The 15,501-nt window shown below is 71.1% G+C and carries 15 protein-coding genes; 5 read left to right on the forward strand and 10 right to left on the reverse strand.

From position 1 onward, the window contains the following. The first annotated feature begins 325 nt into the window (after window positions 1-325). On the forward strand, window positions 326-1,954 hold the full coding sequence (locus V5P93_RS29110; protein ID WP_104481197.1) for an FAD-dependent oxidoreductase: 1,629 nt from the start codon (window positions 326-328) through the stop codon (window positions 1,952-1,954). 61 nt (window positions 1,955-2,015) lie between these two features. Here V5P93_RS29110 and V5P93_RS29115 read toward each other — a convergent pair whose 3' ends face one another. The 4 genes from V5P93_RS29115 to V5P93_RS29130 all read right to left on the reverse strand — a co-directional run bounded on the left by V5P93_RS29115 (window position 2,016) and on the right by V5P93_RS29130 (window position 5,627). Beyond that, window positions 2,016-3,248, reverse strand: coding sequence for an MFS transporter (locus V5P93_RS29115; RefSeq protein WP_146108203.1), 1,233 nt, complete (start codon window positions 3,246-3,248; stop codon window positions 2,016-2,018). 302 nt (window positions 3,249-3,550) lie between these two features. Then, window positions 3,551-4,243, reverse strand: a complete 693-nt coding sequence (locus V5P93_RS29120; protein WP_104481195.1) for an EthD family reductase — start codon at window positions 4,241-4,243, stop codon at window positions 3,551-3,553. Between the two features lie 20 nt (window positions 4,244-4,263). Beyond that, the gene (locus V5P93_RS29125) at window positions 4,264-4,572 is read right to left on the reverse strand and encodes a muconolactone Delta-isomerase family protein (protein WP_104481194.1); all 309 of its coding nucleotides are present in this window, start codon (window positions 4,570-4,572) and stop codon (window positions 4,264-4,266) included. Window positions 4,573-4,577: 5 nt separating this feature from the next. After that, a complete protein-coding gene (locus V5P93_RS29130; protein WP_104481193.1) occupies window positions 4,578-5,627 on the reverse strand; it encodes an ankyrin repeat domain-containing protein in 1,050 nt (349 codons plus the stop codon). Between the two features lie 226 nt (window positions 5,628-5,853). Here V5P93_RS29130 and V5P93_RS29135 point away from each other — a divergent pair, with 226 nt between their 5' ends. The 4 genes from V5P93_RS29135 (at window position 5,854) to mdlC (ending at window position 9,386) form a co-directional block, all read left to right on the forward strand. Further along, window positions 5,854-6,246, forward strand: a complete 393-nt coding sequence (locus V5P93_RS29135) for a cupin domain-containing protein (protein ID WP_181043693.1) — start codon at window positions 5,854-5,856, stop codon at window positions 6,244-6,246. 21 nt (window positions 6,247-6,267) lie between these two features. Further along, complete coding sequence (locus V5P93_RS29140; RefSeq protein ID WP_104481191.1) at window positions 6,268-6,996, forward strand: SDR family oxidoreductase; 729 nt, start codon at window positions 6,268-6,270, stop codon at window positions 6,994-6,996. Between the two features lie 27 nt (window positions 6,997-7,023). After that, a complete protein-coding gene (locus tag V5P93_RS29145; protein ID WP_104481190.1) occupies window positions 7,024-7,629 on the forward strand; it encodes an NADPH-dependent F420 reductase in 606 nt (201 codons plus the stop codon). A gap of 110 nt (window positions 7,630-7,739) precedes the next feature. Beyond that, window positions 7,740-9,386: a benzoylformate decarboxylase gene (gene mdlC / locus V5P93_RS29150; RefSeq protein ID WP_181043692.1), complete on the forward strand. Its 1,647-nt coding sequence runs from the start codon at window positions 7,740-7,742 to the stop codon at window positions 9,384-9,386. Between the two features lie 85 nt (window positions 9,387-9,471). Here the strand turns inward: mdlC and V5P93_RS29155 are convergent, their stop codons facing one another. The 6 genes from V5P93_RS29155 to V5P93_RS29180 all read right to left on the reverse strand — a co-directional run bounded on the left by V5P93_RS29155 (window position 9,472) and on the right by V5P93_RS29180 (window position 15,445). After that, window positions 9,472-9,594: a hypothetical protein gene (locus V5P93_RS29155; RefSeq protein ID WP_281261687.1), complete on the reverse strand. Its 123-nt coding sequence runs from the start codon at window positions 9,592-9,594 to the stop codon at window positions 9,472-9,474. A gap of 8 nt (window positions 9,595-9,602) precedes the next feature. Then, on the reverse strand, window positions 9,603-9,905 hold the full coding sequence (locus V5P93_RS29160; protein WP_104481188.1) for a putative quinol monooxygenase: 303 nt from the start codon (window positions 9,903-9,905) through the stop codon (window positions 9,603-9,605). A gap of 44 nt (window positions 9,906-9,949) precedes the next feature. Next, window positions 9,950-10,390 carry a GNAT family N-acetyltransferase gene (locus V5P93_RS29165; protein WP_181043691.1) on the reverse strand — a complete coding sequence of 147 codons (441 nt, stop codon included), beginning with the start codon at window positions 10,388-10,390 and terminating at the stop codon, window positions 9,950-9,952. A 65-nt stretch (window positions 10,391-10,455) separates the two neighbouring features. Further along, a complete protein-coding gene (locus V5P93_RS29170; RefSeq protein WP_181043690.1) occupies window positions 10,456-11,820 on the reverse strand; it encodes an aminoglycoside phosphotransferase in 1,365 nt (454 codons plus the stop codon). After that, complete coding sequence (treS, locus tag V5P93_RS29175) at window positions 11,811-13,502, reverse strand: maltose alpha-D-glucosyltransferase (protein ID WP_104481187.1); 1,692 nt, start codon at window positions 13,500-13,502, stop codon at window positions 11,811-11,813. The genes V5P93_RS29170 and treS overlap by 10 nt, the downstream gene beginning before the upstream one ends. Continuing rightward, on the reverse strand, window positions 13,499-15,445 hold the full coding sequence (locus tag V5P93_RS29180; RefSeq protein WP_104481186.1) for an alpha-1,4-glucan--maltose-1-phosphate maltosyltransferase: 1,947 nt from the start codon (window positions 15,443-15,445) through the stop codon (window positions 13,499-13,501). The genes treS and V5P93_RS29180 overlap by 4 nt, the downstream gene beginning before the upstream one ends. Window positions 15,446-15,501: the final 56 nt, after the last annotated feature.

The raw sequence follows: 15,501 nt of genomic DNA on the forward strand, positions 1-15,501 counted from the left end.
CAACCGGTTTCGCCACCGAGTGAACAGCGGCCGGGCCCGCCGCGACAAGGCGGCGACCGGGGTGGCGGCATCACTTGCCCAAGTCGGGCGGGGAACCGGAGTAGTGGGTGGGCCATTGCGTCAAGTGTTCGCCGCGGCCTGCCGTTTACCGGTGAAATCGCCACCCGAAATCACCCGCGCACTCCGTCAGGTCCACGGAGGCCGTTTCGCGACAACGCGCTTACGCTCGAAACGACCGATTACCGCCCGCGCACCGCCCTGCCCGGAAAACTCTTCCCGGCACCCCGGTCCGGGCGACCCCGACCTCACCCCCGCGGAGACCGCCATGCCTGACGCCGCTCGCCCGGTCCTGCTCGCCGTGGACGACGACCCGCACGTGCTGCGGGCGATCCGCCGCGACCTGACCCGGGCCTACCAGCGCGACTACCGGGTCGTGGCGACCGGTTCGGCGGCGGAGGCCCTGCGGGTGATCGACCGGTTGCGGGAGCGGGACCAGGAGCCCGCGCTGCTGCTGGTCGACCAGCGCATGCCGGACATGACCGGGATCGAGTTCTTCGCCGAGTCGCTGGACCGCTGCCCCGACGCGCGGCGGGTGCTGCTGACCGGGTATGCCGACACGGAGGTCGCGATCGACGCGATCAACCGGGTGCGGCTGCACCACTACCTGGTCAAGCCGTGGGAGCCGCCGACCGAGCGGCTGTACCCGGTGCTCGACGAGCTGCTCGACGACTGGCGGGCGGACTACCAGCCGCCCTACGGCGGGATCACCGTCACCGGTCACCGGTTCGCCCCGGCCACGCACCGGCTGCGGGACTTCCTCACCCGGCTGCACCAGCCGTTCCGGTTCGTCGAGGTGGACGCCCCGGAGCACGCGCCGGTGCGGCCCGTCGTCCGGCTGCCCGACGGCACCGAACTGGCCGACCCGACGCAGACCGACCTGCTGTCCGCGCTCAACCTCACCTGGGACGCGGGCAGGCCGCACTACGACATCGTGATCGTCGGCGCGGGCCCGTCCGGGCTGGCGGCGGCGGTCTACGGGTCGTCGGAGGGACTCTCGACCGTGCTGCTGGAGGCGTACGTGCCGGGCGGGCAGGCCGGGACGTCCAGCCGGATCGAGAACTACCTCGGCTTCCCCGCCGGGATCACCGGCGCGGAGCTGACCAGGCGCGCGGTGGACCAGGCCCGCCGGTTCGGCACCGAGGTGCTGTCGCCGGTGTCGGCGGTGGGTCTGCGGCGCGCGGGCCGGGCGCGGGTGCTGACGCTGTCGGACGGGCGGGAGATCAGCGCGGGCACGGTGCTGCTCTCCAGCGGCCTGTCGTACCAACGACTTGACGCTGTCGACGCCGAGCGGTTCGAGGGCGCGGGGATCTACTACGGCGCGACGGCGTCGGAGACGAGTTCGTGCGCGGACTCGCACGTGTGGATCGTCGGTGGGGCGAACTCGGCGGGCCAGGCGGCACTGCACTTCGCCCGCACGGCGGCGAAGGTGACCATGTTGCTGCGCGCGCACGACCTGGCCAAGAGCATGTCCCGCTACCTGATCGACGAGATCGAGGCGACGCCGAACATCGAGGTCCGGCCGCGCACCGTCATCACGGCGACCGCGGGCGACGAGCGGCTCACCGGGATCACGTTGTCCGATGTGGACACCGGGGCGGCGGAGGAGCACCCGGCCGAGTTCGTGTTCACCTTCATCGGCGCCCAGCCCCGCACGGCGTGGCTGGACGGGGTGGTGCGGCGCGACGACCGCGGGTTCGTGCTGACCGGCCCGGACCTCGATGACCCGCTGCCGGACTGGGACCTGCCCCGGCTGCCGCTGCCGCTGGAGACCAGCATGCCGGGCGTGTTCGCGGCGGGCGACGTCCGCTCCGGGTCGGTGAAGCGCATCGCCTCGGGCGTCGGCGAGGGCGCGATGGCCGTGTCGCTGGTCCACCGGTACCGCGCCGAGAGCTGACGCGCGGGTGCGCCGGGACGACCGCAGGGTGTCGTCCCGGCGCACCACCGGTGCGGCGGACCTACACCGCCACCGCCGCCTCGTCCGGTACCGCGCGCCGCGGCGCGGTGTACCAGCGGGTCGCCAGGGTGAAGGGCAGCGCGACGGCGCAGACGGCGAAGGCGACCAGGAAGACCCGGCTCGGGTCACCGGCGTTCGTGACCACGGATCCGCCGAGCACCGCCCCGATCGCGATACCCGCGTTGACCGCCGAAGCGCCCAGGGTGGCGGCCAGGTCGGCGCCCTCCCCGGCGAGCGTGATCACGCGGAGCTGGAAGGCGGGGACGAGCCCGAAGCCGAACAACCCCCACACCAGCAGCGAGGCGATCGCGACGACCGGGGAGCCGCCGAGGAAGTGCATGAGGAGCAGGACGCCGACGAGGACGACGTTCGCGGTCACCAGGGTGGTGTACGCCTTGGTGTCGGCGAACTTCCCGCCGATGAAGATGCCCGCGGCGCAGGCGATGCCGTAGGCGAAGAGGAAGACGCTCACCCACTCGCCCGTGACGCCGGTGACCCGCCCGAGGTACTGGGCGAGGTAGGTGAAGGCGGAGAACTGGCCGCCCATCAGCAGGAGCCCGACGGCCAGCATGCCGAGCACGCGCGGGGCGAGGGCGTGGCGCACCTGGGAGCGCAGGTCCGCGCTGCCGAGTTCCGGCACCGCCGGGACCAGCCCGATGGTGAGGCAGAGCGCGGCCACCCCGAGTCCCACGATCCCCACGAAAGCGGCCTGCCACCCGAGCGCCTGACCGATGAACGCGCCGAGCGGGACGCCGAGGACCGTCGACACCCCGATCCCGCCGAACACGATCGAGATCGCCCGCCCCCGGTACGCGGCGGGCACCAACGCCGCGGCGACCGAACTCGCCACCCCGATGAACAACCCGTGGATCGTCCCGGTGAGCACCCGCGCCACGAGCATCTGCCCGAAATCACTGGCCACCACCGCCAACCCGTTGCCCACCACGTAAACGGCCAACGAAACCCACAACAAGACCCGCTGCCCCAACCGAATCGTCAACGCGGTGACGATCGGGCCGCCGAGGGAGATCCCGACGGCGTAAGCGGTCACCAGCAGACCGGCGGTACTGACCCGCACCCCGATGTCGAGGGCGATCAGGTCGAGCACCCCCACCACGACCAACTCGGCCGTCCCGACGACGAACGCACCCAGCCCCAAGATCCCCAGCGCCACCTTGCTGCGGGGCGCTATCCCCTGCTCCACCACGGCCATCAGCGCAAGCCTTCCCTTCACGAGAGCCCACGCCACCGTATCCACCCACCAACCCGGCCTTCTCGCCCGCGAACACACTCCGTTCGCTACTCCACGAGCCGGGTTCCCCTCCGTGCACTTGACGAAGTACGACCTATCCCTGAGCCACCCGTTCGCCCCGCCGGCACACAGTGACTTCGCCTGCCCTACCGGCACCGGCGAACGTCATGTCGCGGTGGACCAGCCCGTCATTCGACGACCTCCACCACAAGGCCGCAACCCCCGAACGAGCGACCGCGCCTGCCGGAGTTCTCCGGCAGGCGCGAGCAGGTCGGTAGGTCCGGTCAGCGGGCGTCCGGGCCGATGATCCAGTGCTCCTCCACCACCAGGTCGTGCACGTACCGCGGCCGCGCGATCGTCAGCAGCTGCTCCTCCGCCACCTTGAACTCCGGCGACCGGCGCGCCTCCTCCAACTCCGCCACCGACGAGAACCAGTACTGGTAGGCCACGTCCAGCACCGCCTCGCCCACGCCGTACGCGCCATCCCTGGTGTGGCCCTGCAGGTACCTGCGCAGGCCCGGGATCCGCAGCGCCAGCTCGCCCTGCGCCCCCAGGCTCTGCTCGCGGAAGTCGGCCAGCGGCAGGCCCTCGGCCCGCTTGGCCAGGCGGATCAGCTTGGCGCCGCCGGGTTCGGCCGTGCCGGGGATGTCGCCCTCCAGCAGGACGTGGGCGTCGGTGTCGAGGACGAGGGTCTGCCAGAAGGCGGCCCACTTCGGTTCGTCGAGGCGGGCGCCCTGGAGGAACTCGTCGGTCTGCAGGGAGGCCAGCTGGTCGGTCTCGTTCGCCAGCCAGATCTCGGCGACGCCGTACCACAGGGGTTCCGGGGTGACGCCGGAGACCGTCGTATCGATCTTGTACTTGCGGATCTGCGGGATCTTCGACGCGTACCGGACCGCGTGCACCTCGCGCCAGTAGTTCTGGAAGTCCTCGACCGACAGGCCGGGGCGGGGGGCCGCGAAGATCAGTTGGTGGATCATGCCAGGACTCCTGTCGGGGGTTAGACGCGGTAGCGCTTGCGCACGTCGTCGGCGAAGCCGAGGTAGTCGCGCAGGGGCCACACCTCTTCGAACTCCAGGTACTCGCGCATGGGGAGGCGGCCGAGCGCGGTGCGGTCGAGCTCCTCGGCGTCCGGCGAGTCGATGATGGCCACGATCCGCTTCTGCGCGGCCACCTTCCAGATGCCGACGCAGAAGCCGGAATCGATGGTCTCCTGGGCGTGGTCGGCCTCCTCGGCCTCCATGTCCCACAGCTCGTCGAGGGAGATGCGGCCCTCGTGGTTCCACCTCATCTGCACGTAGAACAGCATCCGCGTCAACCCCTCGCCCGGATCTGGCCGGTGAGGCGGTGGTCGGGACCGAACACCTCGGTGGCCAGGTCCAGCGGGGTCTTGCCGTCGTGCCCCAGCAGCGACACCGACGCGCCCGCCTCCAGCACGGCGCGCGCGCAGTCCTCGTAGCCGTGCCACAGGGCGTCGTGCAGCGGCGTGTAGCCGTTGGTGGCGCCCTGGAAGTCGAGGTCGACACCGGGCCAGGTGGCGATCAGCCGGGTCAGCTCGACGTGGCCGTTGTACACGGCCTTGTGCAGCGGCACGGCGCCGAAGGTCGCTTCGACGGCGTTGACGTCGGCCCCGGCGGCCAGCAGCAACCGCGCGATCTCCGTGTGGCCGTCGCGCGCGGCCACCAGCAGCGGGGTGTGCCAGTCGTTGAAGCCGTTGAGCCTGGGGAAGCGCTCGTCGACCTCGGCGCCCGCCACCAGCAGCGAGCGCACCTCGGCCACGTCGTCGCGGGTGACCGCGGCCATCAGCGCCTGCCGCTCGACGGCCTCGGCGTCGGCGGTCTGCCGCGCGTTGAGGTGCTTCTCCGCCAGGAGCAACAGGTCCTTGCCGGTGGTGTTGACGTTCAGCTCGTACGCGAAGTGCTCGCGCAGCGAGAAACCGTAGTGCGTGTACAGCTTCAGCCCGGCACCCCGGTCGAGCAGGAACGCGGCGATGTCGGGGAACTTGAACCACAGGGCGTCCATCAGCGGTGTGTGCCCGGTGGTCGGCACCACGGCGTCGACGAACGCGCCCGCGCCGACCAGTGCGTGCACGACCTCGAGGCTGCCGCCCTGGCAGGCCTTGTGCAGCGCGGTCGCGCCCGCGCCCGGGTCGGTCGTGTACACGTCGGCACCCGCGTCGAGCAGCAGCCGGACCACGGCCGCGTCGGCCCGGCCCGCGGCGATCATCAGCGGGGTCAGGCCGGACCTCGGGTCCCGGTGGTCGACACCGGCCCCCTCGCGCAGCAGTTCGGCGGCCGCGGCATGGTCCCCGCGCCAAGCGGCCTCGACCAGCCGGACGCCCGTTCCGGTTGGGTCAGTACTCATTGGACGGTCCTCCTCCTCGGGACCCCAACGTCACAGCCGCGAGCCGTGCCGGTCAACGCCCCGGCCCGGTCCAGGCCACCACTAAGTGATGTCACCGGCGAACCGAGCGACTCCGTTATGACCGCGGCGGGTGGATCCGGGACCGTGATCCGCGTACTACGTCAGCTCCACGGGACTTCGGCCGCCCGCTCGTGTAGACCACGGACGTGGAGTGGAAGGAGGACCCGTGCTCATCGTGAAGAAGCACTCGCTGCCGACCGTCCGGCTCAACGGCGAGGTCGGCGCCTACATCTTCGACGGCGGCGACCACGGCGCGGCCGTGTCGGCGTTCATCGTCGACGTGCCCGCCTGCCTGGGCCCGCACCGGCACCGCCACCCCTACGACGAACTGTTCGTGATCACCGAGGGCACCGTGGTGCTGGAGGCCGACGGCGAGATCTTCGAGGCCACCCCGGACGACGTGTGCGTCGTGCCCGCCGGGGTGCCGCACGCCTTCCACGGGTCGCCGCAGGGGCGGGTGAAGATGGTCAACATCCACGCCGCGGCCAAGGTCGTCACGGAGTTCGTCGACGACCCGGCGCCCGCCGCGGCGGAGTACGAGTACGACCACAAGTCCTGACAACCCCTCGGAGGACGACGAGTGACGCTCGGCGGTGCGACGGTGCTGGTGATCGGCGGCAGCAGCGGCATGGGACTCGGGGTCGCGCGCGCGGCCGCGACGAGGGGTGCGACCGTCGTCGTGACGACCCGGGGCGGTGACCCGGCGGCCGTCGCCGACCGGGTCGCCCGCGCGCTGCCGGACCCCGGTCGGGTACGCGCGCTGCCGTGCGACCTCACCGACGCCGCGTCGGTCGCCGCGCTGTTCGAGCGGGTGCGCGCCGTCGACCACCTCGTGATCACCGCGACGCCCGGTTCGTCCGGCGGGGCGTTCGCGGACACCGACGTCGAGGCGGCGCGCGGCGTCGTCGACGGGAAGCTGTGGGGCACCTGGCGGGCGGCCCGGCACGCGGTGGCGGCGGGCGCGAAGTCGTTGCTGTTCACCACCGGCGGCATGGCCGTGCGGCCCGCTCCCGGCCGCGCCGCGGTCTCGGTGGCCTTCGCCGCCGTGGAGGCGTTGGGCCGCGCGCTGGCCGTCGAACTCGCCCCGGTCCGGGTCAACGTGGTCCGGCCGGGTCTGACCGACACGGAGATGTGGGCGTCGGTGCCGGAGGCGGACCGCGCGGAGATCTTCCGCGGCTTCGCCGAGACCGCGCCCGCCCGGCGCGTCGGCACCCCGACCGACATCGGCGAGGCCGCGGTCTACCTGATGACGGCCGGGTTCGTGACCGGCGCGGTGCTCGACGTGGACGGTGGTTCCCTGCTCGTGTGACAGTGCGACGACCTGGAGGACTTTCGGATGAGGATCGGCATCCTCGGCAGCGGCGACATCGGCGGCACGGTCGCGGGCCTGCTCGTGCGCGCGGGCCACGAGGTCGCGGTGGCGAACTCGCGCGGACCGCACACCCTGGCCGGTCTGGTGGCCGGGCTGGGTCCGCGCGGCAACGCGGCGACCATCGAGTCCGCGATCGCGTACGGCGACGTGGTGGTGCTGGCCATCCCGTTCGGCCGCTACCGCGACCTGCCCGCGGACCTGTTCACCGGCAAGATCGTGGTGGACACGATGAACTACGACCGGCCGCGCGACGGCCGCATCGCCGAGCTGGACTCGGGCGAGACCACCTCCAGCGAGCTGCTGGCCGCGCACCTGCCCGGCGCGCGCGTGGTGAAGTCCATCAACACGCTGTACTACCGCGTGCTGGCCGCGCCGCCGGAGGACCGGCTGGCGCTGTTCGTGGCGGGCGACGACCCCGAGGCCAAGCGGGTGGTGTCGGACCTGGTGTCGGACATCGGTTTCGCGCCGCTGGACACCGGTTCGCTGGCCGAAGGCGGTCGGCGGCAGCAGCCGGGCACGGCGGTGTTCAACGTGGCGCTGCGCCCGGCCGACGTGCCGTACTCCCGGTAGCGGCGCGCCCGAGTCGACGCAGTACCGGGCGCGGGCTTGGTGGTCGCGAGTCCGGTTCGGGAGCATCGGAAGTGTTCGTCGGGTAAGGCAATTCCAGGAGTGTGTGCACCGTGACCATCGAAGCGACCGCGCGGACCGTGCGGGAGGCGACCCTCGACCTGCTGCGGGACCTCGGGTTGACGACGATCTTCAGCAACCCCAGCCACACCGAGATGAAGCTCTTCGAGGACTGGCCCTCCGCGGGTTTCCGCTTCATCACCGGCCTGCAGGAGGCCACGGTCGTCGGCATGGCCGACGGTCACGCCCAGGCCACCGACACCCCGTCCCTGGTCGTCATCAACGGCGGCCCCGGCCTGGGCAACGCCATGGGTTCGGTCTACACCGCGGCCAGCTCCCACACGCCGATGGTCATCCTCGGTGGCCAGCAGGCGCGGAAGCTGTTGCAGGGCGAGCCTTTCCTGCACGCGCGGGACGCCACGCAGCTGCCCCAGCCGTACATCAAGTGGGCGGCCGAGGCGGCGCGACCGCAGGACGTGCCCGCGTTGCTGTTGAAGGCGTACAACATCGCCAACCAGGTCCCCAAGGGCCCGGTCTACGTCGCCGTTCCGGAGGACGACTGGGGCAGGCCCGCGAGCACGGTCCCGCTGCCGGCGAGGGCCGTGGTGCCCGCGGTGGTGCCGGACCCGGCCGTGCTGGCCGAGGTGGCGGCGAAACTGAGCGGTGCCAGGAACCTCGGCATCGTCGCGGGGCCGACCATCGATACCCAGGGTGCCCGGCACGACCTGATCAGCCTGGCGGAGAAGCTGAACGCGACCGTGCACGGGAGTCCGGTGTGGCCGCGGAGCAGCTTCCCGGAGAACCACCCGCTGTTCGCGGGCGTGCTGCCGCCGATCCCGGAGATGATCTCGGCGAAGCTGGCCGACCACGACGTGGTGGCGGTCTTCGGCAGTCCGATGTTCACCCTGTTCACCACGGCCGACATCTTCCCCACCACCCCCGTCGAACCGGACCTCACGCCCCAGCCCCAGCTCCCGGAGAACGTCGAGTTCCTGCACTTCACCGACGACCCGGAAGCCGCCTCCTGGGCGATGGCGGGGACCAGCTACGTGCTGCCCCCGGGCCAGACCGTGCGCGACCTGGTCCCGTTGGTACGAGCCCGCGAGCAGGCCCCACCGACGCGGCCGGTGTACGAGGTCCCGCGGGCGTCGTCCCCGCTGACCCAGGCGTACCTGTTCCACCTGCTGGCCCAGGAGCTCCCCGCCGACGCGGCGGTGTTCGAGGAACTACCCATCGCCCGCGCGGACTTCCACGAGCAGTTGCCCCTGGGCGTGGACAACAACTACTTCGCCACCGCCAGCGGCGCCCTCGGCTTCCCCTTCGCGGGCGCCGTCGGCTTCGCCCTGGCCGCCCCGGACCGCCGCGTCGTGGCCGTCACCGGGGAGGGTTCGGCGCAGTACACGATCCACGCCCTGTGGACCGCGGCCCAGCACGACCTGCCGGTCACGTTCGTGATCCCGAACAACGCGGGCTACCTGTCCCTGAAGTACTACCTCCAGGAGCAGGACCGCGAGACCTGGCAGGCGGGCTGGGACCTCAGCGGCGTCGACATGGCAGGCCTGGCCCGCGGCTTCGGCTGCCCGGCGGAGCGGGTGGAGACGCCGGAACAGCTGCAGAAGGCGCTGAAGACGGCCTTCGCGACACCGGGACCGGTGCTGCTGGACGTCGTGGTGGCGGATCCGGGCTTGTTCCGCTTGTAGGAACGAGCCCACGGAACTGGCCGGGTGTGCTCCCCCTCAGCACACCCGGCCGGTTCGTCTGCCCGACCCGAGTCGGCTGTCGAGTTCAGTCGACCATTCGGATCGTGGTGGCGCTGAACCCACCGAGAATGGCTTCGAGCAGCGCGGGCAAGGTCGCGGCGAACCCGGTGGACGACGAACGGAGCAGGCCCGGCGGCTGGTCACGCATCGTAGTGACTAGACGCCCTTGCCGGTCAACGACTCCAGGAACTCGACGCGGAAGTCGGTCAGGTATTGGGCTCGTTCCGCCAGGAACCTCTTGATGTGGGGCTGGTCCCCGTGCGCGTCGAACGCCGTCTTGTCCGCGTACACCTCGTAGAAGACCCGCGACAAGGGGGCGTCCGCCACGTCGTGGACGGCGTAGACCAGGGTTCCCGGTTCGGTGGCGATGATCCTTGGCAGGGTCTCGGCCACGAGTGCGTCGAATCCCTTCGCCGCCTGTTCATCGCGCAGGTTGAACCGCACCACCAGTGCCCACATCACACTCTCCTGTCGTCGATTTCGCGCTTACGGTACGCCAAGCGCTAGTCGTGGAGTGGGCGGGCGTAGGCGATGAAACCGTTGTAGGTGGTGACCTTGTCGTAGAGGGCGCGGGCCCGGGTGTTGTCCTGGGTGGTGTGCCAGTGGAGGCGGGCGGCGCCGTGGGTCTTCGCCTGGTGGGTCAGCCAGTCGACGAGGGCCTGGCCGATGCCTTGACCGCGGACTGTCTCGTCGACGTAGATGTCCTGCAGGTAGCAGTTGCCCGCCGACCAGACGCTCTGGTGGTAGTAGTAGTGGACCAGGCCGACGGGCGTCCCGGTCACTCTCGCGAGCGCGCCGTGGATCTCGGTGCCGTCGAGCAGTCTGCGCCACGTGTGGTCGTACAGGGTGTCGTCGACGTCGGAGTCGAAGTGTCGCTTGTAGGCGCGGACCACGGTGTCCCAGTCCGGGCGGTCCGACGCGGTCAAGGGGTTGATCTCCAGCACGGGTCCATCGTGCCCGAAAGGGGGCCCGGCCACCCGGGGGCACGGGTGGCCGGGCCGTGGGGGGATCACTCGCCCAGGGTCGGGCGCAGGGTGCGCAGCGGGATGCGGACCCAGTCCGGGCGGTTGCGCGTCTCGTACTCCGCTTCGTACAACATCTTCTCCAGTTCGAAGGCGCGCAGCAGGTCGCCGTGCGCCCGGGGGTCGACGCCCGACCCCGACGCGTACCCGGCGCAGAACTCGTCGCGGGCGTCGGCCGCCCACTGGCGTACGCGGGCGCACGCGTGCTCGTGGAAGTGTTCCGCCACGCCGAACTGCAACTCGTGCTCGGCCGCGTAGTCGAACGACCGCAGCATCCCGGCGACGTCCCGCAGGGGCGACTGCGCGGCCGTGCGCACCGGGATCGGGTGCGACGGCTCGCCCTCGAAGTCGATCAGCAGCCACCGCGCCGGTGTGCGCAGCACCTGGCCGAGGTGCAGGTCGCCGTGGATCCGCTGCGCCGTCGCCGCGGGGGCGTCCAGGCCGTCGAACAGCTCCCGCAGGCGGTCCGCGTAGCAGGTCAGCGCGGGCACCACGGGCACCGCGCTGTCCAAAGTGGCCAGTAGCCGACGCCGCACCGCCGCCAGGTCGAGCGGCGCGGTCCCGTAGTGCTGCCCGAGGTCGCGGTGCACGGCGGCGACCGCCGCGCCGATCCCGCGCGCCTCGTCGAGGAAACGTGAGACGTCCTCACCGCGCGCGACCTGGCACGCCTCCGTGACGGCCAGCCGCCACCCGTCGACCGCGTCGGCCACGAACGAGTGCAGGACGCCGAAGGTCACGCCCGGCCCCTCGATGGCCCCCAGCAGCGGCGCGACGTGCCTGCTCTCCGCGCGCCCCAGCGCCCGGTGCACGTCGAGGTCCGGGTTCACCCCGTCCGACAGGCGGCGGAAAAGCTTGAGGATGAACCGGTCCCCGAACACGATCGACGTGTTCGACTGCTCGGCCGTCATCCGGCGGCTGCGCATCCCGTTGCGGTGCGCGAACGCGAGTTCCCCGCCCGGCTCGGCGGTGAACCGCACCTCGCCGAGGTCGTGGTCGCGCCCGATCAGCCGCAGCAGCTCCGAGGTCAGCTCGTGGTCGCCGGTCGCGTCGTACGCGGCCAGGCCGTCCAGCCAGGCGATGACCGGCTCGCCTTCGGGCGGTGTCGGGCTGAAGCCCAGTGGTAGCTGGTAGCGCTCGGTGGCCTTGCCGCCCGCGTAGCGGACCTCGGCGACGGCCAGCACCCCGAACGACTTGCTCGCCTGGTCGGCGAAGCGGGCCGCCGCGGTCAGCTCGACCGCGACCAGCGGCGCGCCCTTCCCGGCGAACCAGCGCCGTTGGGGCAGCCAGGCGGGCAGTGCTCGCGCGACCCGGGGCAGCAGCGCGGGTACCAGGTCGACGGCGGTCAACGACATCGCACACCTCCGGTTTCGGTGACACCAAGGGAGAACCAGAAGAACCCGTAGGCGGGCAGTGTGAGCACGTAGGGCCCGTCGCCGACGCGGGGGAAGGTGAGGCCGCCGGTCAGCTCGACCGGGTGGCGCCCCGCGTGCGCGGCAAGGTCCAGCTCGACCGCCTGGGGTCGACCGGACAGGTTGTTGACGCACAGGACCACATCCGGCGCCGCGTCCTCCGCGACCCGCAGGTACGCGAAAACGCTCGGGTTGCGCGAGACCAGCTCGACGAACCGTCCGACGCCGAAGGCCGGGTGGTCGGCGCGGATGTGCAGCATGCGGCGGTTCCAGTGCAGCAGGGACGACTCCATCGCCAGCTGCGCCTCGACGTTGACCGCCTGGTAGCCGTAGACGGCGTCCGAGACCACCGGCAGCGCCACGCGGTTGGGGTCGCAGCGGGAGAAACCCGCGTTGCGGTCCGGGGTCCACTGCATGGGCGTCCGCACGCCGTCACGGTCACCGAGCCAGATGTTGTCGCCCATGCCGATCTCGTCGCCGTAGTAGAGCACCGGGGAGCCGGGCAGCGACAAGAGCAGAGCGGTGACCAGCTCCTGTCGACGGCGGTCGTTGTCCAGCAGCGGCGCGAGCCGTCGCCGGATGCCGATGTTCGCCTTCATCCGGGGATCCTTGGCGTACTCGGCGTACATGTAGTCGCGTTCCTCGTCGCTGACCATCTCCAGCGTCAACTCGTCGTGGTTGCGCAGGAAGATCCCCCACTGGCAGCCCGACGGGATCACCGGTGTCTGCTCCAGGATCTCCGAGATGGGGAACCGGCTCTCCCGGCGCAGCGCGATGTAGATGCGCGGCATCAGCGGGAAGTGGAACGCCATGTGGCACTCGTCGCCGCCGATGCCCGCGTCGCCGAAGTACTCGACCACGTCGGCGGGCCACTGGTTCGCCTCGGCCAGCAGCACCCGGCCCGGGTACTCGTCGGCCATGACCTTGCGGCAGCGCTTGAGGAAGTCGTGGGTCTCGGGCAGGTTCTCGCAGTGGGTGCCCTCGCGCTCGAACAGGTACGGCACCGCGTCCACCCGGAACCCGTCGATCCCGAGGTCGAGCCAGTACCGCATGACATCGATCATGGCGTCCTGCACGGCCGGGTTGTCGTAGTTGAGATCGGGTTGGTGGGAGAAGAAGCGGTGCCAGAAGAACTGGCTGCGCACGGGGTCGAAGGTCCAGTTGGAGGTCTCGGTGTCGACGAAGATGATCCGCGCGTCCGGGTAGCGCGAGTCGTCGTCGCTCCACACGTAGTGGTCGCCGTAAGGGCCGTTGGGGTCACGGCGGGACTCCTGGAACCAGCGGTGCTGGTCGGAGGTGTGGTTGACGACGAGGTCGGTCACCACGCGAAGACCGCGGCGGTGGGCCTCGTCGAGCAGGTGCACGAAGTCCTCGATCGTGCCGAATTCCGGTAACACGGCACGGAAGTCGCTGATGTCGTACCCGCCGTCGCGCAGCGGGGACGCGTAGAAGGGCGGGAGCCACAGACAGCCCACGCCGAGCCACTTCAGGTAGTCCAGCTTCTCCACCAGACCGCGGAGGTCGCCGGCACCGTCGCCGTCGGAGTCGTTGAACGAGCGGACCAGCACCTCGTAGAACACGGTGTGCTTGAACCAGTCCAGGTCGTCACCGGGAAGCGTGGTCACGGGCGCACCACCACCGCGATGTGCGCGACCGCGCGGCGGGGGTCGAGCTTGACGTAGTCATCGCCGTGCCAGCCGTACAACTCGTCACTGACCTGGTCGTGCACGGCGAACAGCGCACCCTCGGCCAGCCCGAACGCCGTCTGGTCCCACTGGACCGTGCCCTCCTGCATCACCCACGGGTCAAGGGTGACGACGCACAGCACGGTTTGGCCCGTCCCCGGATCCGTACGGCTGTAGGCGATCAGGCTCTCGTTGTCGGTCTTGTGGAACACCAGGCCGCGTTGCTGCCGCAAGGCCGGGTGCGCGTGGCGGATCTGGTTGAGCCTGGTCACCCAGGGTGCCAGGGAGTGCGCGGTGGCGTAGTCGCGAGGTCGCAGCTCGTACTTCTCCGATGCCGCGTACTCCTCCGTCCCAGGACGCAGCACCCGGTCCTCGTACAGCTCGAATCCGGAGTAGACACCCCAGGTCGGGCTCAGCGTCGCGGCGAGGGTGGCGCGGATGGCGAAACCCGCTTCACCGTTGTCCTGCACGCTCTTGGGCAGGATGTCCGGGGTGTTGACGAAGAGGTTTCCGCGCATCTCGTCGGCGCGCTCCACCAGCTGCTCACCGAACTCGGTCAGCTCGGCTTTGGTGTCGCGCCAGGTGAAGTAGGTGTAGCTCTGGGTGAAACCGAGACGGGCCAGGCCGTAGAGCTTGGTGGGGTTGGCGAACGCCTCGGCGAGGAAGAGGACGTCCGGGTGGTCGCGTTTGACGGCCCAGATCAACCAGTGCCAGAAAGCGGGTGGCTTGGTGTGCGGGTTGTCCACCCGGAAGATCCGGACCCCGTGGTCGATCCAGTGCTCGACCACCCGCAGCACCTCGCCGCGCAGACCCCGCGCGTCGGAGTCGAAGTCCAGCGGGTAGATGTCCTCGTAGCGCTTGGGCGGGTTCTCCGCGTAGGCGATGGACCCGTCGGACCGCGTGTGGAACCACTCGGGGTGCGCGGAGACCCACGGGTGGTCGGGCGCGCACTGGAGCGCGAAGTCCAGTGCCACCTCGAGTCCCAGTTCCGCCGCGCGGGCGACGAACCGGTCGAAGTCGTCGATGGCGCCGAGATCCGGGTGCACGGCGTCGTGGCCGCCTTCGCGGGCCCCGATGGCCCACGGCGAACCGACGTCCTCCGGGCCCGCGACGATCCGGTTGTCCCGGCCCTTGCGGTTGACCCTGCCGATGGGGTGGATGGGCGGCAGGTAGACGACGTCGAACCCCATGTCCGCGATGCGGTCGAGGTCTTTCCGCGCGGTGGCGAAGGTGCCGTGGACGGGCTTGCCGGACGGCGCGCGGCCCCCGGTGGAGCGCGGGAACATCTCGTACCAGGAACCGAAGAGCGCGCGCGGGCGGTCCACCCAGATCTGCCAGGTGCTGCCCTTGGTCAACCGGTCGCGCACGGGGAACTCCCGCATGGCCCGCTCGACCTCGTCGGTCATCGCGGCGGCGAACCGCTCGCGCGGGGTCCGGTCGGCGTCGCGCAGCGCGTCGGCCGCGGCGAGCAGCAGGTCCCGCTCCGCGCGGCGGTCGGGCCGGTAGGCGACGCGTTCGAGCAGGTGCGCGCCGTCGGCGAAGTCGTTGCGCAGCTGGGGCGCGTGCAGGCCCGCCGCGAGGTTGGCGGTCATCTTGTGCCGCCAGGTCGCCCACGGGTCGCGCCACCCGTCGACGCGGAACGTCCAGCGCCCCACCGCGTCGGGGACGATGGTCGCGACGAACCCGTCCTCGCCGTCGGGGGTCATGCGCGCGCGACCGCCGCCGTACGGACCTTGCCAGACCACGGTGGCGGCCACCGCCTCGTGGCCTTCCTGCCACACCGTCGCCGAGATCGGCACGTGCTCGCCGACCACCGCCCGCCCGGGGAACGCGCCTCCCGCGACGACCGGCCGAACCCCCTCCACGACCACACGCCCCACCATGTCGACCGCCTTCTGTCCCGAGCACCGCCTCGGTTGACAGAGTGACCGGGCCCGTT

This window comes from Actinokineospora auranticolor (assembly GCF_041897805.1).
Classification (GTDB): Bacteria; Actinomycetota; Actinomycetes; order Mycobacteriales; family Pseudonocardiaceae; genus Actinokineospora; species Actinokineospora auranticolor.